Source organism: Fibrobacter sp. UWS1 (genome assembly GCF_002300445.1).
In the GTDB taxonomy this organism is placed as follows: domain Bacteria; phylum Fibrobacterota; class Fibrobacteria; order Fibrobacterales; family Fibrobacteraceae; genus Hallerella; species Hallerella intestinalis.
This window is the reverse complement of record NZ_NSGW01000001.1, coordinates 1,594,684-1,613,937: the sequence shown is the minus strand read 5'-3', so window position 1 is coordinate 1,613,937 and position 19,254 is coordinate 1,594,684. Positions and strand designations below refer to the sequence as shown.

Here is a 19,254-nt window from a genome sequence, read left to right as displayed (position 1 = left end):
ATGGATTCGGTATAGTCCTAAATAATAGTTTTTTTGTACTTACTCTATGTCTTGAGGTTGGAAATCCAAGTAAGATTTGTCTGGGTCAAAAAGATAATGAGGATGTGCTTGCCGCTCTTCTAAAGGCGGAAATTTCATATAGTCGCCGTAGTTCATTGTCAGAATTTCTTTATAGCCTACAGGTGCCGAAAACTTAAAACCGTCGATTTCAAATGGTATCGTTTTTGAAAACCATTCAGCGTTCCATCTTTTGGTTCGTAGTGGCGAAAGAGTACAAACAAGATTGGAAATGTATTCCATAGGTTTGGCGTTTTGCAAAGTCGCCAAGAGGTGAATTTCCTCTAGCGTTTTTTCGGGATCTTTATTTTGTCTTTTGTAGTCTTTTGACAAAAGCAGATCTCTTCCGGAAAGATTGGGGTTGGACATTTTCATGAATGTTCCGTTGTCAATATTGAGAGCGTTTATTTTTTCGTAGCGTTCGGAAGATTCATTTTGAAGTAAATTGTCCAATGGGAAAATATCGAGGAAAATACCGTGATTCATTTTTTGAAATCTTAGCTTTTTAGAAATCGCGGTCGTATTGGAGTTTCTCAAGCGCGAATAGGACATAAAACATTCCGGATCCGTTTTGTGGTTCTGCAAAAAAATCGGAGCAGGAAATTCGTCTTTTAAAAGGAGAAGTTTTTCGTAGTCGTCTCGGAACATTCCGACATCGACATCGTCATCCCAAGGGATAAATCCATGGTGACGCACGGCCCCTAGAAGCGTTCCGAAGAGCAAGAAATATTTCAGATGATGTTTGCGGCAGACTTTGTCCAGGGTAAGGAGCATTTCTAATTCGATTGCCCAGATTTTTTTTGTTTTTGACGAAATTTTAAAATCATTTCGAGTTTCTTCTTTAAAATAATCGTCTGAAAATAATCCATCTTGGATAAGGCGTTCTGCTTCTGTCATGTATTTTTCTCCAGATCTTTTTTGATTTGTGTTGTACTGATCTCTGGAGTGCGTCCCAGATAGACGACCTCGCATTGATCTTTTAAAAAATCAAATTTGCCATTCCAATCATCACCCATTACAAAGGTGTCAATGTGGTATTCTTTGACGTCTGTTTTTTTTTGCTCCCAGTTCTCTTCGGGGATGACTAAATCCACATAGCGAATCGCTTCTAGAAGCTGTTTGCGTTTTTCATAACAGAAATAACATTTTTTCTGCTTTTGGTTCCAATTGAATTCATCTGTAGATAGAGCTACGATTAGATAATCGCCAAGGGCTTTCGCTCTACGGAGAAGATTGATGTGCCCGTAATGAAGTAAATCGAATGTTCCATAAGTGATAATCCGTTTCATTCTTTCTCCTTAAATATTACCTGGCTGTAATGCGGGTGCCGTTCGCTTTCTGGTGGCAGTTTTCTGTAGTCGCCGTATCGCATTGCCAGAATGTTGTCTGCATTTTGGGGTCCGAAAAATGTGGTGTCTTCAAACTTGTATTTTTTGAGCGGAAAAACATCTTCGGGATATTGTTTGCCAATGTCGAAAGGATAGGCGAGAATTTCTTTGGTAGAATTGGTCTTGTCTTTTTCGAAGCACTCTTCAAACTTTTTTTGCCGTGTTATAAATTCTTCGTCTGAAATAAGACCTAACTTTTTTCGACGTTTAATGTAATTCATTGCTTCGTTGAAACGAAAGTCGGCAAAATCCTTTCCATGCATTTTTTTGATTCTGAATAAATCTACGCAGAGCCCGTGATGTAAATACGATTTGTCTTGAGGATAGAGGTCGTATTGGCAATCGCTTTGGGTGTCTTTTATGCGGGCCCATCCATGAAAAAAATGCGCTTCTGTCTTTTCATTTTCTAGGAACATATTTTGCGAGATGTTTTTTTGAAGAACCTCCATAGCTTTTTCATAGGAGTCGTCGAAAAGGAAAAAATCAAAATCGTCGTCCCATGGAATGAATCCTTTGTGACGTACAGCTCCGAGAAGCGTACCGAATGCTATTTGATAAGGAATATCGTGGTCTTCAAGAATACTGGCGATTTCTTTTGCCATTTTAAGAAGTCTTTCTTGAACGCGTTTAATGTCAAAAGAAATCATATTAAACCTCTTCCGTTTTTTTTCTGTCCTAATAATTTATTTTTTAGGCTCTTCATCAACATGTGTGGGTGGCTTCGCCACCCTTTTTTGTTGACTTTCGCCTAAATTAAACAAAAAATGGGCTATTTTCTAAAATTTAATCGCCAAAAAAAACAGAAGAAAAAGCCCATGTCAAAATTATACAAATCCATCTTCAATGTCAACGGCTGTTCAGTCGTCAAGCAGGAGCAAACCGATACCACGGTCACCATCACGGTAAGACTCACCAAGGGCAACGCCAGCAGGTGCGGCTGTTGCGGGCGAAAAGGGAAACTCTACGACAACGGCCGGGAACAGAGGGTATGGCGGACGCTCGATCTCGGCACGAAAATGGGCTTCATCAAGATGGACACCTACAGGGTGAAGTGCAGGAAGTGCGGCGTAAAAACCGTGAAGGTGCCGTGGGCAAGCCACAGGTCAGGCTTCACCGACGCCTTCGAGCAGCAAGTCGCATGGGCCGTATGCAGCATGTCGAAAAAGGCTGTCGCAAAGCAGCTACGCATCGCCTGGAATACCGTGGGAGAAATCGCCGACCGCGTATGGGAACGCCTGGACACAAGGCCTATCAAGGCAGGCTGCATCTTCAGGCGCATAGGCATCGACGAGACCAGCTACAAGAAAGGGCACAAGTACATAACGGTGGTAGTGGATCACGATAGGCGCTGCGTGATCTGGGTGCACGAGGGCTACGGGAAGGAGGTGCTGGACATCTTCATGAGGGAACTCAGCGAAGAGCAGCGCAAGGGCGTGGAGCTTGTGACTTGTGATGGCGCCAAGTGGATAAGGTCAAGCATCGAGGAGTTCCTGCCCAATGCCGAACGGTGCGTGGACAGCTTCCATGTCGTGCAGTGGGCGACGGATGCCCTGGACAAGGTCCGTGTGGAAGCCTGGAGGGAGGCCCGCAAGGAACGCTGCAATCCAAAACGGGGACGAGGCAGGCCCACGAAGGATAGCGTCCCGAAGGACCGCACCGCGGAGGGGATAAAGAACTCCAGGTATGCTCTGGGCAAGGCTCCGGAGAACCTAAACGAAAGCCAGCAGAGAAAAATAGAACTCATAGCCAGCCGCTATCCGCGGCTCTACAGGGCATACCAGCTCAAGGAGGAGCTGCGCATCATCCTGAAGATGGGCTATGCCGATGCCAGGGAAAATCTGGACAGGTGGCTGTGGCGTGCAAGCCACTCACGCATCGGCTCAGTAAAGGATCTGTACGCAAAGATCAAGCGCAACTACGACGGAATCCTCAACACAATCAGGCTGGGCGTGTCAAACGCAAGGATCGAGGCGACGAACAACAAGATAAAGCTACTGATACGGACTGCCTATGGCTTCAGGAACATGAACAACATGCTGTCGCTGATAATGTTGAGCTGTTCCTATGTCGATGTAAAGATAGCCTACGAATGGGAATCGGTATCGAGAGAATCATCTAGCAAGGCTGCCTAAATGCTACCACACATATTGATGATGCCTCATTTTTTATTTGTGTCGTCGAAATGCCTTTTGTGTAAGGGAGATACTCAATGCTCACTCCCAACTTGGCAAATTGTTCTTCTGTTTTTTGATAACGAGGACTTCTCTTCCAATCATCCCCTGAAAACAAACAGTCGAAAGGATGCTTTTTTAATAGAAGTAATTTGTTTTCTATTTCTTCAATGGTTACGGGGACGACTTTGTCGACAACTTTTAACGCCGAAAGAAGACGAATCCGATCCTGTTCATTATAAACGGGCTGCTTGTGCTTTATTTTTGTCACATAATCGTCGCAACAAACGGCAACAATTAAATAATCGCACATGGCTTTGCAGCTTTCTAATAAATTTAAATGACCCACATGAAATAAATCAAAAACGCCAACGGTAATTCCTGTTTTATACATCATCATAGTATCTCCACCATATCCATACTAAATACCGGGATGTGGAATTTTTCTGCAATAGCTTTGCGCTCGGCAAAAGAATCGTCAATAAAAATGGCTTCCATATTGTCTATAAAATCTACTTTTTTTTGATCGGGTCTTATGTGCAGGATTCGGTCAAAGATTGGACGAATCCGAAGGTTATCCAACAAATCGTCTAGAGGACCTAATTTTTCGTCGTCGTGCTTAGAAAGCAGAGTTATCCGAATACCTGCGTTGATGCAGCGAAAAAGGAAAGCCATCAACGTATCGTTTACATAAGCTGTTTCTAGGTAAATGCAGTCGTCGAAATCTACAAAGACTTCGCTGTATTTTAAATCTATTTGATAACTATTGTCCAAAGCTCTATCGAGTTCAACAGCGTAATTGTTGCGAAGAACAGATACCGGGATGTCAAAGGCGTCAAATAATGACATCATGGCAAAATTGACTCCTTGCGCACGGAACAGTGAAGAAGATCCGCCGAAACGGCTGGCAACTTCTAGTAAGGCGAGCTTCCCGTTTGAGTCCCGTTTGACTTGGAAAAACCAGGCTCCGCGGAATTTTATTTGCGCATTAATTTTTTTTGCAAACGCTTGAAATTCCGAATCATCTTTTTCCGCTTTTGTGTTTACGCTGATGCCGTTCATGATACGGCCACGTTTTCTTGGAGCAGCAAAAAGAAGATTTCCGGATTTGTCGGAAAAGCAATCTACGGTAAATTCATCGCCGGGCAAAAATTCCAGCAAAATACAAGAAGGATATTGGGCAAGGTGTGTTTCCATTTCGAGAACGGAACAGATTTTTTTTGCTCCGCGACTGCCGTAACCGATATCAGGTTTTGCAAAAATGGGAAATACGTCGGGCGATTCTCGGAGTTTTTCTGTGGAATAAATTTCTGGAACTCGAACGAAAGATTTTAGAACTCGATAGGTTTTTGTTTTGGAAAGACAAATTTGCGTTGTTTCCGAATTAGAAGAAATCACTTTGCATCCGAGGCTTTCTTCATTTTTTTTCAAGATTTCGATAACGGCGTCCATCGCTGGGTAAATGGCATCGATGTGTTTTTCTTTGACAATCTTTTTGATGGCGTTAATAAAATTCTTGTCTGTGATGAATGGGATATTTCCTATGTAGTTTTCAAATACGAATTTCCCGTGATCATCGACTGAACTGGCTCCGATCAAATTAAAATGCGCTGAATTCTTAACGCTGCGATAGATTTCAAGAGCGATTTCTGAACCGCAAGGAAATACGAGGATGTTTTTTTTGTGTGCCATGGGTTAAGATTTCCTGTTCTGGATGATTTCCCAAAAACCGTTCTTGTCCGATCCGGTTCGCATGATAAGTTTGTGCTCTATGAGTTTTGCGATTGTCCGAGTTATTGTAGAACGTGATTTTTGAATCAGTTTAGCGAAATCTTCTTTGGTTGCTTTGGGATTGTTTCTTATAGCTTTCAATAGTTCTTTTGCTGTATGAGTTAGAGGCTCATTTAGAGGCTCATTTAGAGGCTCATTTAGAGGCTCATCCCATTTGTCGGCAAAATTTTTAGACACTTGATAGTATATAATGGTTGAAAGGACAAAATCACTTTTAAATTTGACTTTTTTGTGGGTCAATTTTTCCCAAGAGAGCATCTTGTCAATTCCGTATCCGGCGTTTTCAGACAGTTTGGCGTAGCGGAATAATTTGATGAGAATTGGATTGCGTGGTATGGAATGGTTTTGCGAGCGCAGATCTTTCAGATTGAATGGAAATCGCCCCGGATTTTGAAATTCTATGCGATCTGTGAATATGCGAATAGTTGAATGCATTGGAGTGAAATAGTCTGCATGGGCGAGCATATTGATGAGGCCTTCTCGTAAAGCGTATAATTGGGAATTGTCGTCAGGAGAAAATCCATTTGGTCCCGTAGAAAAAGGGGCATCTATATGTGTTCTTAGACGTTGGATAAGGACATTATAGTATTCCCAAATATTTTCTTGTTCTGGCATCCGGAAAGTATATCGGGGTTCAGCTTCCCCCATATTTTTCCCTGGAATTTCCAGCATATCTATCCAAAAATTGTTGACATGGTATTGAATGGGGTCTCGCTTGCCGAACATGAGAAGGCCTCCATAAGTCAGTTTTCCTTTTTTGCTTATTCCCGTCTTTTCACAAAATTTTTCGGTAGGCAATCTGCTATATGGAAATTCCGGATTAAAAGCTTTAACATGTTCTAAATAGGATTCCAGAGAATCAAGATTGAGCATTTTTAGTGAAGATTCTTCGATAATCTGTTCGCTTTTTGTTCCAAACGCTTGATCCCGTAACATGGCCGTAATTTCAAAGTCGGAAGCTCGCCGGTCGCCGCTACCTGTTCGAATGAACGTGTTGTACTCCGAAGAAAAATAAATCGGCTTAAATGGAGACGAGGGAATATAGAATGCAAGGATTAGTTTGTTGCCAATTCTGTATTTTTTTAATTTTACGGCAATCAGTTGATTTAATTTCTGTCGGCTACGAATAATGTTCAAAAAATCCGATTCAATTTTTTCGCCATTTTGAACGCCGCTGATGCTAAATTTTTTCCCCATTTGCTTTACGCCTAAGACAATCCATCCGCCGGAAGTATTGGCGAAAGCACTGACGGTTTCCCAAATGTTTTTGGGAAGAGCCGTTGCTGCTTCTTTTACTTCAAAGTCATCCCATTCGATGTCTTTGATTTTTTTGATGAGTTCGTCTTGGGTCATATTGTTATTTTGCGACAATATTTATAATGCGGTCGATGTTTTTGTTATCGAGACCGGCGAACATTGGTAAACAAAGGACCTGATTTGCGAGTTTGTTTGCTATTGGTAGATTTTTGGGGTCTGCAGATGCCAATCCCTTGTATGCGCTGAATGTACTTATCAGTGGATAAAAATAACGTCGTCCAAAAATATGATGCGCCTTGAGCAACTCGTAAAGGGAGTCTCTGCTCATTCCATATTCTTTTTCATCCACGAAAATCGGGAAATAGGAATAGTTGTGCCGAACCCCTTCCAGATCTTTAAGAACTCGGATTCCCGAAACATTTTTGAATCCGTTTCTGTATTTTTGAACGATGGAGGCTCTTTGGGCGATGGCTGAATCGACTTGTTTCAAATTTAAAAGACCATAGGCTGCTCGGATTTCGTCCATTTTACTGTTAATTCCTGGAGCAACGACTGTTACCTCGTTGGCAAATCCAAAATTTTTTAGATAGTCGATTCTCTTTTTTGTCGCTTCGTCGTGGCAGATAAGGGCACCGCCTTCGATTGTATTGTAAACTTTTGTAGCGTGGAAACTCAACGTGGACATATCGCCGGCTTTTAAAATGGAATCCTTGTTTATGGTTACCCCAAAGGCGTGCGCGGCATCGTAAATAACTTTCAAACCGTAAATGTCGGCGATTTCTTGAATGCGTTTTATATTGCAAGGTGTGCCGTAAACGTGTACAGGCATGATTGCCGTTGTGTGCGGGGTGATCGCCGCCTCGATTTTTTCGGGGTCGATATTTCCTGTTTCTTCCTCAACATCAACAAACACGGGCTTAATGCCGTTCCACCAGATGGAATGAGTCGTCGCCACAAAACTATATGGCGTTGTTATCACTTCTCCTGAAATGCGCAAAGCCTGTAATGCGGTTATCAAGGGGAGGGTTCCGTTAGTGAAAAGACTTAGATAGTTTACTCCTAGATATTCCGCTAAAGCATTTTCTAGTTTTTTGTGGTAGTGGCCGTTGTTTGTTAGCCATTTCCGATTCCAAATATCACGGAGCATCGGGATGAATTCGTCCAAATTTGGAAGCAATGGGGAGGTGACTGTTATCGGTTTATCTTCCATATTTAAATCCTTTCACGGTTTCTATCAGATATTCTAAACATTCTAAATGTAATTGTTTTGCGGCACCCATATAAATAGCGAATCCGATTAAGATTTGTAAAACAAGCGTTAAATAAAGATTGAATCCTGCAAATTCGATGAAATGGATAATGATGCCCATTAGAATGGCAAGAATAAAGGATGGAAGGATGTCCCGGATTTGTTCTAAATAGCCATAATTCAGTAACTTTTTGTTGGGGTGAGCGTTGATGAATGCACAGCACAGCGTATTGCACAGGGTTCCGTAGGCGATTCCTATCGGAGATCTAAAAATGTAAAGGGACGCTAAAATCAAAGAAACGCCTAAAATTTTTTTGATGATTTCCAGTTTTAAAAAGATGTCGCTTCGCCCCATTGCGTTGATGGCGGAAAGATTTGAAGTGTGAATCGGATAAAAACAGTAAATGAAACAATAGATCTGCATAAATGGGACACAGGGGAGCCATTTTTCGCCAAGTAGGATTAGTGTGACGGGCTTTGCCGTCGCCGCAAGTCCTGCCATTATCGGCATAATCAAAAAGGAGCTGGTGACGATGGCTCTTCGCATAAGTCTTTTAACTTGTGATTTGTCGTCTTGGATTGCCGAAATAGATGGCAACATGACGGATTGGATTGAATTGTTGATGTTGTTTACCGCTAAAAAGGGAAAACGATCTCCGCGATCGTAGAAAGCGAGGTCGGCGGGCGTAAAAATTTTGCCAATGATTAATCCTCGCATCTTAGAGTAAAGCGTGTCTAACAATGACGATAGAAGAAGTTTCCAGCCGAAAGAAAATAAACCTTTTAATCTTGTAAAAGAAAATTGGAGCTGAGGACGCCAAGGAATGGTGAACCACATGATGATAACGGCGAGAAAGACGTTGCTTAATTGTTGGGCGACGAGCGCCCAGACTCCAAATCCGCAGAAGGCTAGCGCAATTCCTAAAATTCCAGAAGGAATCATGGCTCCGATACTTCTTAAAAACAGCTTTTTAAAAAGCATGTGTTTGGAAATATAGGCTCCCTGAATAGAATTGAATACACCGAGAAATAGTGTCAAGGAAAGAACGCGAATAACGGGAACCAATTCTGTTTTCCCATAGAACTCGGCGATAAAGGGAGAGGTGAAAAAGATTCCTGTATAAATGATTGTTGCTACGCCCATGCTTGCGTAAAATACGGAAGAAAAATCTAATTCGTCGGCATCTTTTTTTTGGATGAGCGCTGTATTAAGTCCGCTATGCACAAAAACATCGGCGATAGCAATGACAATCATTACAAGAGCGATAATACCGAAATCATTAGGAGCTAGCAGACGGGCGAGGACTATGGAAACGACAAATTGCGCTAACTGGGTTCCTATTCGTTCTAGAAATTTCCAAATGAGAGAAGAAATTATAGTTTGCTTTGAAACCATGGGTAAAAGATAGAATTATAAATTTTCATCCATCCATTTGATGCGCTGAGTCATCCAACTTTGCAGAGAATAGACGGCTTCCTCGTGGCTTTCGTATTTATCGACAAATGGCCAGGAGTCGTCGTTCTTTAAAATAGGCCAGCGTTTTTCGTCGTTCAGTACAGCCTTGCGCACTTGCAAAGCCAACGAATCTATGGAGGATGTTATCGCTAGAAAATCGCCGCGATGATTTTTCCAATATTCTTTCGCCAGATTTTCAAAGGATTCGTGGTCGAATAAGAGGCCGTACCAGCCGAAATGCCTAATAAACCAATCCGACGGCGGAGTCGTATCGAAGTTCCAAATTCCATAAGCCAAATCAAAATCCCAGACGGGCCCCATTTTGATGAGACCGCCCTTTTCCCAAGTGATAAATATACTGCGTCCAAAATTACCATCTCGATTTTTGGAAAATTCCTGAATCCAGTAATAGCGTAAAAAACTTTCAATATCTATCCAATGCGTTAAAGGGTTTTCTTTTGTGAAAGAGTTTTCCTTTAAATAGGATTCAAAGTCATTAAAGTGCGATTTCACCAGTTGAATTGTTTCTTGCGAAGGTTTTTTAGGATATTTCAATTCAAATAGATATTTTCGATTTGTGGTGAATAAATTTTCTTTTGCGTTGTTCTCTCTGGTTTTTTCTATCAAAAAGCTCGAATCATTTTTGGGAATGTTTACCCGGTTCTTTCCGACTTTGACGCTTTCCGTAAATAAGTAGAGCCCCAGATATTGTCGGTTGAGATAAATTTCGGTAAAGCATGAACGGGTTGCATAATCGCCAAGAGATTCGGCGAGCAAAAAGGTAATGTAATTCCTTAAATGGGTTTTGTCCCGAAAATTGGAAATCAGGTTCCAGTCTTTGTTGGCTGGCATTCCGAAGAGTTTTTGCTTCTCGAAAAATTCCAATTTCAAACTGTATTTGGTCATCATGAATGACGAGTTGCCTCTTCCACGGATGGTGAGATTCAGCACTTCGCTTTCAGGCGCATTCTTTCCCCAAATTTGCAATTTCGCGGGAATTTCTGTTTCGTTGTCTCGGATTTCTTGGAAGCCCTCGGTTTCAATGACGATTCTTGGTACGCCTGCATACGGGTATTCCGTGTCGTTCAAGGGCAGATATGTCGAGTGGCTCTGCGGATTTTCCCCGATGCAACCGCAGAATGTTGCGCAGACAAAAAGCAATGCGATTTTTTGTGCGAATATCGTGCCCCGTTTAGGGCGATTGGGTGTATGGGAATGGGCCTGCATGAATTTTTCAAATCTAAAAACGTAGGATTTGTCATCTAATTATAGCAAACGGAAATTTTCTTTGATGAATTTGAAGCTATTTTTCTTATCTCCAAATGAATGAATTGATGAAAATCATCGTAAAAGGTTTTGGCTTTGCGATGCTTGTGCAATCCTATTCTTGGGCAATGGAATTTTTGCGTCCGATTTCCGCGCCGTATTCATCGGTTGCAACGGGTACAATACTGGAACTTCGTGACGATGTTTATAGCTTGGATGCTCGGCTTTCTACAGAGCTGGCCGTGTGCCGGCAGTTGAGTTTTTACAGCGATGTTTCTTATCGTTTTTTCAGTTACCAGTGGGAAATATTGTGGAGAAGGCAATTGCATGAAATGTTGGATTTGCAGGTGAATGGCTTTAACGAATCCTATTTGGGAATGAAATGGTTTCCTTTGGAATATGTGGGAGTGGCTGCAAATTTTCGTTTTGTTCCTGGAGAAGGCAGTCAAAAGGAGCGTTTTCCGCGTTGGGGCTTGGAACCGATGGCGTTTTATCCGATTTCGGCGTTTTTGTATTTTGGCGCTGCTTTCGGATTTTATTCCTTTTTGGAAAGGGACAATTTTCAGCCCGGTATGGAAATCGGCGAGAAATTTTCTTTGGTCTGGAAACCTTTTTATAAAATTTCAACGCCGAATGGACTTCGTATTTCTTATGTGTTTTTGCTGCGTCACCGGATTCAAGAATCCAAGAATTTGAATATGTTGCCAGCATATCAAAAAATGGACGATGAGTATTCCGGATTCAGAATGCGAGTGCAGATTGCTTATGGATTGAAATCTCTTCCGTTTGAATACGGCTTTGCATACGAGATGAATCGCGGTTTGTTTTTTGGTTTTGAAACGGGGCATCGGATGGAATTTTTCTTAGGCACTAGCTGGTGATTTATTTCTGATTATTCAAATTTCACCTGCATGGGTCCGTTTTTTCCGAATTGCGTTTTACGCATATATAATTTTCCCGTTGAATCGTAATGCAGCTGTTCGCCTTGAACTTCGTCGTCTTTGTAAAATAGGCTATCCTTTAACTTTCCGTTCAAATACCAGTTTCTCCAAAATCCGTTGCGTTTCCCATTTGAGAAGAAGCCTTCACTGGCAATCTGGTTATTTTGTGTGTATCTTGATGTCAATTTTAGCTTTTCACCTTGATGCCAAATTTCTTTGTAAAGCAGCGAGTGGCCGGGAAGAGTGTAGCGAATCGTATCTTGAACAAGATTGTTCACAAAAGTGGTTTCTGCATCGATTCCTTTTTCTCCGAGTTCTCCGTAGGCAATGCCGTTCCCATTTTTGAAAAGGCTTGTTTTTTCTTCGCTTCCGTCTTGAGAATAATATGTCCAAAGGGAATCTCGAAGGCCAAATTTGTAAAAAGCGGTCCGCCAGATTTTTCCCGTTGCTCGAAACAAAATCGCTTTACCATGAAGAGTACCTTCGCTGTATTGATGCGAGGATTCCAGTGCTCCTCCGGGATAATACGTTTCAACGGAACCGTTCAATATGCCGTACTTGCAGTGTTCTAGCCGTTCCCGTTTCCCGCTTGCTGCAAATACTTCGCGAACACCTGTTTGTGCATTTTTAAAACAGGAATTTCTTTCTTGAATTTTCCCCGAAGGATAGTATTCCGTCCAAATGCCGACGGGTTCTCCGTCTTTGTAGGTCCTTTCCCATGCGATTTTTCCATCGTGATAATAACCAAGCCAGAGTCCTTGCATTTTACCGTGTTCGTATTGTCCGCGCGCTTGTATTTTTCCGTTGGCAAACCATTCTGTCCATTCGCCTTCGCGAAAACCGTTTTTATAAATTCCCGATTCCGCCAAATCTCCGTGGGATGTCCAACGTTTGAACTCTCCATGAGGCTTGTCGTTTTTATAGGCGACTTGTGTTTTGCGGATGCCGTTGTAGTGTTCCGTTTGGCGGATGTCGTCTTCTTCGCAGGCGATAAGTACGGCGCAAAGCCAGGCCAAAAACATCATTTTTTGAAATTCGTGCATATCTATAACATAGAAAAAAGGTAATTTCGAGTTATGCAGGGAAATCGGATTCATTCTCTTGGTGAAATTTTAAAAAGCCGCATCAATGCGCCTCTGGTTTGGGGCATTCTTTTGCTGACACTGGCTTTGACGGTGCTCTTTTATTATTCCCAAAAACAACAGATGGATGTTTATGTTCGCTATTTAGATACGCTGTCCGACTATAAGTTTTTTTCCGGTCGAGTGATGCAAAAAATGGAAAGAGTTCGGGTGGCGTCGGAAGGAAACTCCGAAGAGTTGATGTCTTCACTTCGCGGGTTGCGGGAAATCGCCGTGTCGGTTTATGCGGCTTCGGAAAACGATCGCTCCATTGTCTGGATGCCTCCGGAACGCGAGTTTTCGGAGTTTGAAAATTCGGTGTTGGTATGGATAGCTTCTATAAAGCGCTATGTGCCAGAAAGGGCTTCTTGGTTGGACAGTGCGATGAATCTAGTGGCGACGTTGAATCGCTGGAATCTTGAAATTGCGGAACCTCTGGTGAAAAATTTGGATTCTGCCCGGCTGGGTTTTGCCATTCTGCCGGATTCTGCATGGAAGGGAAAATTGCCGGATTCTTTATGGCTGCGTTATGAATCGATTCTTTTGTGGAATGCAAAAATTGCGGAACTCTGGAATCGGGTCGCTGGCGACAGAGTGCTTGTACAATGCGATAATCTTGCCCAGTCTTTTAAGATACAAAGCCTGAAAAATCGTGAAATTAAATTTTGGACGCAGCAAGTCTTCTATTTGATTTCGATTGTGCTGCTTTTATTCACCTTATTTTTCGCCGTTCGTTCAAGGAAATAGAAATGTCTCGCTCTATCCGAATTCTTTTTTTGTCATTGTCGGTTTTTTGCTGCTTTATTTCATCATATCTTTTCGTGCAGACTCTGCCTTTTTATAAATCTTTGAATGGCGATGAAGATCTGTTCTATGGGAAAATTTCCTCGGTATCGTTGGTTCGCGGTTGGAGCGGTTCGGGAATTCCGCTTTTAGACAAAGCCTTTTTCAGTTTGAATGGCGACCGCAATGCCGTATTCATTCTGGCTTTGCCGCAAAGCGAAGATCTTGTTTTAAAGGAGTGGATTTCTTTTTGGGCAGAAACGGAAATGCCTGCACCGATTGAAGTGCGGGCGATTCGCATTTCGGATTCGGAATGGATCGTGACGGGAATTGCCGGAAATGACGGCGCACTGGCATCGGAGGAAATCCGCGCATTCCAGCTTCGGGCGTTGTTGTGGGAAGCGTGTTTGGAAATCGGGCTTTTATTCCTAGCGTTCTGGGCTTTGCGTCGATCGCTAAGGCGTTCAAAATGAAAATTCTCGTCGCCGTTCTTTTGATGCTTTCTTTCGCTTTTTCTGAAACGACCGTTCCAAAATTTTCTGCCGATTCTCTGGTGATTTCCGCGGGGGATTTTTCGAGTCCTGCCGCTTTTTGGCATCAAGGAAATATCAAACTTCCGCAGATCTATGTCTGGTTTCATGGAGGAATGCAAAGCTCCAAATGCGCTAAAGGTTATGAAGCGGGCAAAGCGCTGGTTCCCTTTTTAGAGAAAGCTTCTGGAGAGTCTGCGGTGGTCAGCGTTTCAGCGTGCAAGGAAAATCACTGGCTGACGCAACAGGCGTTGCTCGCGGTGGATTATGCGCTGGATTCTATGGAAGCCCGATTTCATATTCAAATAGATACCGTTTCTCTCGTCGGTATTTCGGACGGCGGTTTGGGGGTTGTGGGCTATACGCTTTATGGAAAGCGTACGGTAAAATCCAGGCTTCTGATCAGCACGAATCTAGCCGCGGTCGCCGATGCGCAGAACTTGCTTCGAGATCCGAAAATTCGGGAAGGCTCGTGGACTTTTATGCAGGGCGGTTTGGACCGGCTATATCCGCCGGAACGGATTTTGCCTTGGCTGGAACGCTTTTGCTCTGGATTAGGGGCAAAATTTTGTAAAATCCGCTTTGATGAAAGGGGGGGACATGATTGGTCCTGGTGGATTTCTTTCCGTAGAGCTTGGATTCAGAATTTTTTCCCTTGACAAATCGGGGATTTTTTTTAACATTGGTTGCACACACTTGCGGGTGTGGCGGAATTGGTATACGCGCTAGATTCAGGTTCTAGTGTTCGCAAGGACATGAAGGTTCAAGTCCTTTCACCCGCATAAGTCTCGTTCTTTTGGAACGGGACTTTTTTTGTGACGGCGGAAATTTTTCAGATTAAAGCGGTTCTTCTAAAATGCGCCTTTGTGGCGGTTTCCATAAGGGAAAGAATTTTTAAAATTCTCCTTGGCGGATTTGGACGAGGAGATGGTCGCCCGGCGAGTAAAAAGACTATCTATATTAGAGGACATGAAAAAAAGTATTCTTGGGCTTATGGCTCTTTGCTTGTGGAGCTGTGGCGATTCCGATTCTTTCTCAACTTGTCAGGAAACGACAGTCGCTGGTCTTCGGGAGCTTTCGTCTCAGGTGCAGAACTCTTCCTTTTGCCGGACGATTTACGGAGAAGTGTCTTTTCAATATTCGGGACGTTGCGCTCGGAAAGGATGTTTTTTCCTCTACGACGTGGATGCGCAAGGGAATCGCGTCAAAGGCGACAGCATTTATCTTTCGGACGCATCGGCTTTTCCGGCGAAATGGCAAGATGCGTCGGCAGTTCATTTGACCCGCGTTACTGGGGATTACTACCCGTCAAAAGATTATTCCTGCGATGATTTTTCTAATCCGGAATGCCAGCGGGCGTTTTATGTCAAAGATGTCGAGTAGTTTGCGGGATTTGCCTTTGGAATCGCTGGAAGGTTCGCGCCTTTTTTTGTCTTTTTGGGAAGCGGAAGATTCCGAAGAATTGTTGTTTTTGGTGGATTCGTCGAGGGAATCTTTACAGCTTTGGTTGCCGTGGGTAGAAAATTTCCGCTCGATTTCGGATGCCTATGCGATGATTGATTCGTATCGGGTCCAGCGGGAAATGGGACGCGGCGGTGCCTTGGGAATACGGCGTTTTGCAGATGGAGCTTTGATCGGTGGAGTGATTTTGCAATGGATTGACTGGAAAAATTGTTCGTCGGCTTTGGAATATTTTTTAGGGAGCGAATTTGAAGGCGAGGGCTGCGCCACGGAAGCTGTCGGACTTGTGCTGGACTATTTGCAAAATTTGGGAATACATCGGGTGGAAATTTCTGCGGCTGTAGAAAATGTGAAAAGCAACGCGCTCGCTAAACGCCTTGGTTTTGAATGGGAAGGCATGGCGAAGGATGCGGAATTTTTACACGGAAAATATCTGCACCACAATCGCTACGGAAAACTGCTTTCTCGTTCTCAAATGTAAACAGGATTTCACAGTTTGCTTTTTTATTTTTTTGCAAAGCGGTTATTTTTTTAACATGGAAAGTGTAGAAAAAGAAAAACCGTCCCTTCCAGACGTTTTACAGTACACGAATTATCGCGTGTTTCTGCACGACTATTATGCTTTTAAAAAGGCGACATCGCCGGCGTTTAGTTTGCGCTACTTTGCTTCTAAAGCGGGACTTTCCAGTCATGCGCATCTCAAACTCGTCATGGACGGCAAACGGAATATCACCAAGAATACGGTTGTCAAAATCATCCAGGGTCTGGACTTGACCGATGAAAGGGCCGTTTACTTTGAAAACTTGGTTTTTTTCAATCAGGCGACAACCGACAAGGAAAAATCATTTTACTACAGGAAGCTGGTCAAATCGACTCCGGGTTCCCGTTTGCGCAAATTGGAACAAGCGCAATTCCGTATATTTACAGAATGGTATCATTCCGTCATTCGGGAAATGGTAGAACTGCGGGGATTCAATCCGGCCCCGGAATGGATTTCTAGGCGTCTTGGCGGTTTGGTAACGCCTGCACAGGCGGCGGAATCCTTAAAATTGCTAGCATCCCTCGGATTGATTTCTAAAACGGCGAACAGTTACCGCCAGCAGCAGTCTTTGATTACGACGGAGGACGAAGTAAAGGATATGCTGGTGAGGCAGTATCATCGCCAGATGCTGGACCTGGCCAAAGAGTCCATGGAAGGCGTTTCGGCGGATCGGCGGGATATTTCGGCGGTGACTTTCTCCATTCAGCGTAAAGATTTCCCCGCTTTGAAAAAACATTTGCAACTCATGCGAAAAGAACTATTAGATTTCTCCAGTGAAGCCGGAAATGGTGATGATGTTGTTCAAGTGAACATCCAGCTGTTTCCATTAACCCGAGGAATGTAATGTTTCAAAGTCTCGTTTCCTTTGTTGCGGTGATTCTTTCCGTTCTTTTGTTCTCTTGCAGCAAAACTTCGGATCAGGCTGGAATTGAAATCGGCAATCCGGAAATTCAGGCGCATTCTTTTTTAGCTCGATTTGTCGTGGATTATGAATTAGAGGAAACGGACAGTCCTGAACCTGCGGTGGCTGCTCGGATGGCTTTGGATTCGGATTCGGTTCTGATTGATGATTTGAGTCTTTCGTTGTGGCGGCTTTCTGCGTATTCTAGCTACTACATCTATGTGGGTTTTGATTTGGCTGCGGGACTTACTTTGTGGCCCGAGTATTCGTCGGATGCTCCAATGTCCATTGCGTTTGCAGAAGATTCCGCAGAAATTCGGGAAGACTGGAAGGCCGCGTTTGGCGATATTGAAATTGACGAATCCGGTTTGCTGAAAGAAGTTGGGGCGAGATTTGCGCCGGTTGTTGAAAATCCGCAGATGGCAGGAAAAATGAAAATAGCGGGCTCGTATGTGCCGTTTACTTTTTCTTTCGCCGGCTTGGATTCTTTGGAAGTGCGCTATATGAAAAATCAATTGGACTTTGCCGCAGATGGAGCCGTTTCGTTGACGGTGCGTTTTTGCGTGCCCAAATGGGTCGGCGGTTTGCCTATGACGACAGCAGAGGCGGTGGACGACACGGTCCGTTTTGATGCGTTGCACAATAAGGTGCTGTGGGATTCTTTGACGGCGAGATTTAGCCGGGCATTTTCGGCGGCGCATCGTCTGACATATTATTCCAACGGTGTTTTTGAAGATGAATATGACGCGAATGTCCTTGCCCGCTATGATGTCATCGATTCCAATTGGGTTTCTAATGGAAATTTTGCAGACCATCGGGATTGGATTTTGGTGCAGCAGTTGGGAGGATTGGCGGATACGAGTATTTCAAATAATGAAATGACCGTGACCGTTTCGTCCGCGGGAACACAGAATTACAGTGTTCAGCTGATTCATGAAGATATTCCGCTGCTTCAGGGACGTCGATATAAATTGATTTTTACGGCGATTGCGGATTCGGAAGCTCCTATCACTGTTCGTTTGGGCTCGTATAATACATACGATACGGAAGCTTTCCAAAAGCAAGTGGATATGGATACGGTTTGGAAATCGTACGAGTTTGAATATACGGCACTTGTGGACGATCTTTTTGCTCGTTTGGAATTCAATTTGGGAAAAAATTTAAATCGGTATCAATTTAAAGATGTGAAAATTTACCGCATCGATTGATCCGAGGTCATTCCGGTTTAAAAAGTTTTCCGAGCCATTCCAAGGGTTTTAAAAGAATCGGTGCTTTTTTGTAAATCCAGGCGAGGGATTTGGCGAAAGCGTAGCTGCGAATGATGTACGCTCCTGGAGCTCCGACCTTTTTCGTCTGAAATTCAAACGCGTCTTTGGCATGCAGGATTACTTCGTCGTAGTAGGCGTTGATAGAAATTCGCTTGTTCGCGCCGACATGAACGGGAATGTTTTTGAGGTTTGTATAAAAATCCTTGCGCAAAATTTTGGGCAGAAAAATGTCCATGGATTTTGGAACGGGAATGCCGCGGGTGTCGATAATGCGGGAACCAAAAAAATGCAAAATTTTTGCTGTGGGCAAAAAACGGTTGCCGTAAGCCAGCTGACAGTTCCATCCACCGGGCATTTTTTGCATGATATAGCCGAAATGAAAATTCGCTTCTGCCAAAGATGCCATATCGTAAGGAAAATTCTTGCTGACGCAATACAGCCATAATTCGTGCCATTTTTCAAAAAAATGGCGGCATTCGATCGTGTCGGGAGCAAACATGACGCCCCCGTTAAAAATTTCGTCGTTTAGAATCGGAGAAAATCCCAGCATCTTGGCGTTGTTCAGAATTTTTTTCCGATTGATTGCCTTGTGCAAATTGGTGTGAAAATCCAAAACGGCATAAATGCCGCCGTTCCATTCAGAAGGAATTGAAAGGTCGCCGACAACGGCGATGTCGGAATCCATATACAGGAAATCGCCGTCGATCACGTTGCGCATAACGGTCTTCAGGTAGCGGGAACGGAGCATCGGCGAAAGCTTTTCGTCGAGTTCCAAAACCTTGACTTCATCGGCGGCATCTTTGAGTGCTGCGCGATTTCCCGTTAGGGTGGCTGCGGTTTTGTCGTCGGTGAGAACGGTGACAAAGGCGTTTGGATTGTGGTCGCGCAAAGAGGCGATGGCGACAAGGGTCTGTTCACAAAAAAAGTCTTTTGGGGAACTTGTCAATACAAAAAGATATTTTACCATGGACTGCATCGAAAAATTTTTTATGTGTCGTTTTGGGTTTGTTTTTGCGGGAGTTCAGGATTAAAAATAGTTATTTAGCCTGTTGTCGATTTTTTCTGCGTATTTC

At 43.4% G+C, this 19,254-nt stretch carries 20 protein-coding genes and 1 tRNA gene; 10 read left to right on the top strand and 11 right to left on the bottom strand.

Annotation, left to right across the window (positions count from 1 at the left end; translation table 11 throughout):
• Nucleotides 1-39 precede the first annotated feature (39 nt).
• Genes BGX14_RS06830 through BGX14_RS06820 form a run of 3 tightly spaced genes read right to left on the bottom strand, consistent with a single transcriptional unit; the run spans nt 40 to nt 2,092 of the window.
• Complete coding sequence (locus BGX14_RS06830; RefSeq protein WP_073301719.1) at nt 40-954, bottom strand: phosphorylcholine transferase LicD; 915 nt, start codon at nt 952-954, stop codon at nt 40-42.
• On the bottom strand, nt 951-1,346 hold the full coding sequence (gene tagD, locus BGX14_RS06825; RefSeq protein WP_073301721.1) for a glycerol-3-phosphate cytidylyltransferase: 396 nt from the start codon (nt 1,344-1,346) through the stop codon (nt 951-953). The genes BGX14_RS06830 and tagD overlap by 4 nt, the downstream gene beginning before the upstream one ends.
• On the bottom strand, nt 1,343-2,092 hold the full coding sequence (locus tag BGX14_RS06820) for a phosphorylcholine transferase LicD (protein WP_095879451.1): 750 nt from the start codon (nt 2,090-2,092) through the stop codon (nt 1,343-1,345). The genes tagD and BGX14_RS06820 overlap by 4 nt, the downstream gene beginning before the upstream one ends.
• Before the next feature lie 168 nt (nt 2,093-2,260).
• On the opposite strand from BGX14_RS06820, the gene BGX14_RS06815 reads away from it, so the two are divergent.
• Complete coding sequence (locus BGX14_RS06815; RefSeq protein WP_158223253.1) at nt 2,261-3,577, top strand: ISL3 family transposase; 1,317 nt, start codon at nt 2,261-2,263, stop codon at nt 3,575-3,577.
• On the opposite strand, the gene BGX14_RS06810 is transcribed toward BGX14_RS06815, so the two are convergent.
• Genes BGX14_RS06810 through BGX14_RS06785 form a run of 6 tightly spaced genes read right to left on the bottom strand, consistent with a single transcriptional unit; the run spans nt 3,561 to nt 10,596 of the window.
• Nucleotides 3,561-4,016, bottom strand: a complete 456-nt coding sequence (locus BGX14_RS06810) for an adenylyltransferase/cytidyltransferase family protein (RefSeq protein WP_095879449.1) — start codon at nt 4,014-4,016, stop codon at nt 3,561-3,563. The genes BGX14_RS06815 and BGX14_RS06810 overlap by 17 nt on opposite strands.
• The gene (locus BGX14_RS06805; RefSeq protein ID WP_073301726.1) at nt 4,013-5,308 is read right to left on the bottom strand and encodes an ATP-grasp domain-containing protein; all 1,296 of its coding nucleotides are present in this window, start codon (nt 5,306-5,308) and stop codon (nt 4,013-4,015) included. Before BGX14_RS06805 ends, BGX14_RS06810 begins: the two co-directional genes overlap by 4 nt.
• Before the next feature lie 3 nt (nt 5,309-5,311).
• Nucleotides 5,312-6,760, bottom strand: coding sequence for an RNA-binding domain-containing protein (locus BGX14_RS06800; RefSeq protein WP_073301728.1), 1,449 nt, complete (start codon nt 6,758-6,760; stop codon nt 5,312-5,314).
• A gap of 4 nt (nt 6,761-6,764) precedes the next feature.
• Complete coding sequence (locus BGX14_RS06795) at nt 6,765-7,874, bottom strand: DegT/DnrJ/EryC1/StrS aminotransferase family protein (RefSeq protein ID WP_073301730.1); 1,110 nt, start codon at nt 7,872-7,874, stop codon at nt 6,765-6,767.
• Complete coding sequence (locus tag BGX14_RS06790; RefSeq protein WP_073301732.1) at nt 7,864-9,309, bottom strand: lipopolysaccharide biosynthesis protein; 1,446 nt, start codon at nt 9,307-9,309, stop codon at nt 7,864-7,866. Before BGX14_RS06790 ends, BGX14_RS06795 begins: the two co-directional genes overlap by 11 nt.
• A gap of 15 nt (nt 9,310-9,324) precedes the next feature.
• Complete coding sequence (locus BGX14_RS06785; protein ID WP_095879448.1) at nt 9,325-10,596, bottom strand: CotH kinase family protein; 1,272 nt, start codon at nt 10,594-10,596, stop codon at nt 9,325-9,327.
• 95 nt (nt 10,597-10,691) lie between these two features.
• Here BGX14_RS06785 and BGX14_RS06780 point away from each other — a divergent pair, with 95 nt between their 5' ends.
• Entirely contained in the window at nt 10,692-11,516 is an 825-nt protein-coding gene (locus BGX14_RS06780) for a hypothetical protein (protein ID WP_095879447.1), read from the top strand.
• A gap of 11 nt (nt 11,517-11,527) precedes the next feature.
• On the opposite strand, the gene BGX14_RS06775 is transcribed toward BGX14_RS06780, so the two are convergent.
• Nucleotides 11,528-12,619 carry a toxin-antitoxin system YwqK family antitoxin gene (locus BGX14_RS06775; protein WP_158223252.1) on the bottom strand — a complete coding sequence of 364 codons (1,092 nt, stop codon included), beginning with the start codon at nt 12,617-12,619 and terminating at the stop codon, nt 11,528-11,530.
• Nucleotides 12,620-12,652: 33 nt separating this feature from the next.
• On the opposite strand from BGX14_RS06775, the gene BGX14_RS06770 reads away from it, so the two are divergent.
• The 8 genes from BGX14_RS06770 to BGX14_RS06735 all read left to right on the top strand — a co-directional run bounded on the left by BGX14_RS06770 (nt 12,653) and on the right by BGX14_RS06735 (nt 18,121).
• A complete protein-coding gene (locus BGX14_RS06770; RefSeq protein WP_073301739.1) occupies nt 12,653-13,444 on the top strand; it encodes a hypothetical protein in 792 nt (263 codons plus the stop codon).
• 74 nt (nt 13,445-13,518) lie between these two features.
• Nucleotides 13,519-13,953, top strand: coding sequence for a hypothetical protein (locus BGX14_RS06765; protein ID WP_158223251.1), 435 nt, complete (start codon nt 13,519-13,521; stop codon nt 13,951-13,953).
• Nucleotides 13,950-14,669 carry a hypothetical protein gene (locus tag BGX14_RS06760; protein WP_073301744.1) on the top strand — a complete coding sequence of 240 codons (720 nt, stop codon included), beginning with the start codon at nt 13,950-13,952 and terminating at the stop codon, nt 14,667-14,669. The genes BGX14_RS06765 and BGX14_RS06760 overlap by 4 nt, the downstream gene beginning before the upstream one ends.
• Before the next feature lie 39 nt (nt 14,670-14,708).
• Nucleotides 14,709-14,792, top strand: a tRNA-Leu gene (locus BGX14_RS06755).
• Nucleotides 14,793-14,979: 187 nt separating this feature from the next.
• A complete protein-coding gene (locus BGX14_RS06750; protein ID WP_095879445.1) occupies nt 14,980-15,393 on the top strand; it encodes a hypothetical protein in 414 nt (137 codons plus the stop codon).
• Nucleotides 15,338-15,952, top strand: a complete 615-nt coding sequence (locus BGX14_RS06745) for a GNAT family N-acetyltransferase (protein ID WP_083545563.1) — start codon at nt 15,338-15,340, stop codon at nt 15,950-15,952. The genes BGX14_RS06750 and BGX14_RS06745 overlap by 56 nt, the downstream gene beginning before the upstream one ends.
• A gap of 55 nt (nt 15,953-16,007) precedes the next feature.
• On the top strand, nt 16,008-16,856 hold the full coding sequence (locus BGX14_RS06740; protein ID WP_073301926.1) for a TIGR02147 family protein: 849 nt from the start codon (nt 16,008-16,010) through the stop codon (nt 16,854-16,856).
• Complete coding sequence (locus BGX14_RS06735) at nt 16,856-18,121, top strand: carbohydrate binding domain-containing protein (protein ID WP_095879444.1); 1,266 nt, start codon at nt 16,856-16,858, stop codon at nt 18,119-18,121. Before BGX14_RS06740 ends, BGX14_RS06735 begins: the two co-directional genes overlap by 1 nt.
• A gap of 7 nt (nt 18,122-18,128) precedes the next feature.
• On the opposite strand, the gene BGX14_RS06730 is transcribed toward BGX14_RS06735, so the two are convergent.
• The gene (locus BGX14_RS06730) at nt 18,129-19,157 is read right to left on the bottom strand and encodes a hypothetical protein (protein ID WP_095879443.1); all 1,029 of its coding nucleotides are present in this window, start codon (nt 19,155-19,157) and stop codon (nt 18,129-18,131) included.
• Nucleotides 19,158-19,254: the final 97 nt, after the last annotated feature.

What these genes read in the sequence shown, in the direction of transcription:
- BGX14_RS06830 (WP_073301719.1), bottom strand. Translation starts at nt 954, where the DNA reads ATGACAGAAGCAGAACGCCTTATCCAAGATGGATTATTTTCAGACGAT.
- tagD (WP_073301721.1), bottom strand. Translation starts at nt 1,346, where the DNA reads ATGAAACGGATTATCACTTATGGAACATTCGATTTACTTCATTACGGG.
- BGX14_RS06820 (WP_095879451.1), bottom strand. Translation starts at nt 2,092, where the DNA reads ATGATTTCTTTTGACATTAAACGCGTTCAAGAAAGACTTCTTAAAATG.
- BGX14_RS06815 (WP_158223253.1), top strand. Translation starts at nt 2,261, where the DNA reads ATGTCAAAATTATACAAATCCATCTTCAATGTCAACGGCTGTTCAGTC.
- BGX14_RS06810 (WP_095879449.1), bottom strand. Translation starts at nt 4,016, where the DNA reads ATGATGATGTATAAAACAGGAATTACCGTTGGCGTTTTTGATTTATTT.
- BGX14_RS06805 (WP_073301726.1), bottom strand. Translation starts at nt 5,308, where the DNA reads ATGGCACACAAAAAAAACATCCTCGTATTTCCTTGCGGTTCAGAAATC.
- BGX14_RS06800 (WP_073301728.1), bottom strand. Translation starts at nt 6,760, where the DNA reads ATGACCCAAGACGAACTCATCAAAAAAATCAAAGACATCGAATGGGAT.
- BGX14_RS06795 (WP_073301730.1), bottom strand. Translation starts at nt 7,874, where the DNA reads ATGGAAGATAAACCGATAACAGTCACCTCCCCATTGCTTCCAAATTTG.
- BGX14_RS06790 (WP_073301732.1), bottom strand. Translation starts at nt 9,309, where the DNA reads ATGGTTTCAAAGCAAACTATAATTTCTTCTCTCATTTGGAAATTTCTA.
- BGX14_RS06785 (WP_095879448.1), bottom strand. Translation starts at nt 10,596, where the DNA reads ATGCAGGCCCATTCCCATACACCCAATCGCCCTAAACGGGGCACGATA.
- BGX14_RS06780 (WP_095879447.1), top strand. Translation starts at nt 10,692, where the DNA reads ATGAATGAATTGATGAAAATCATCGTAAAAGGTTTTGGCTTTGCGATG.
- BGX14_RS06775 (WP_158223252.1), bottom strand. Translation starts at nt 12,619, where the DNA reads ATGCACGAATTTCAAAAAATGATGTTTTTGGCCTGGCTTTGCGCCGTA.
- BGX14_RS06770 (WP_073301739.1), top strand. Translation starts at nt 12,653, where the DNA reads ATGCAGGGAAATCGGATTCATTCTCTTGGTGAAATTTTAAAAAGCCGC.
- BGX14_RS06760 (WP_073301744.1), top strand. Translation starts at nt 13,950, where the DNA reads ATGAAAATTCTCGTCGCCGTTCTTTTGATGCTTTCTTTCGCTTTTTCT.
- BGX14_RS06750 (WP_095879445.1), top strand. Translation starts at nt 14,980, where the DNA reads ATGAAAAAAAGTATTCTTGGGCTTATGGCTCTTTGCTTGTGGAGCTGT.
- BGX14_RS06745 (WP_083545563.1), top strand. Translation starts at nt 15,338, where the DNA reads ATGATTTTTCTAATCCGGAATGCCAGCGGGCGTTTTATGTCAAAGATG.
- BGX14_RS06740 (WP_073301926.1), top strand. Translation starts at nt 16,008, where the DNA reads ATGGAAAGTGTAGAAAAAGAAAAACCGTCCCTTCCAGACGTTTTACAG.
- BGX14_RS06735 (WP_095879444.1), top strand. Translation starts at nt 16,856, where the DNA reads ATGTTTCAAAGTCTCGTTTCCTTTGTTGCGGTGATTCTTTCCGTTCTT.
- BGX14_RS06730 (WP_095879443.1), bottom strand. Translation starts at nt 19,157, where the DNA reads ATGCAGTCCATGGTAAAATATCTTTTTGTATTGACAAGTTCCCCAAAA.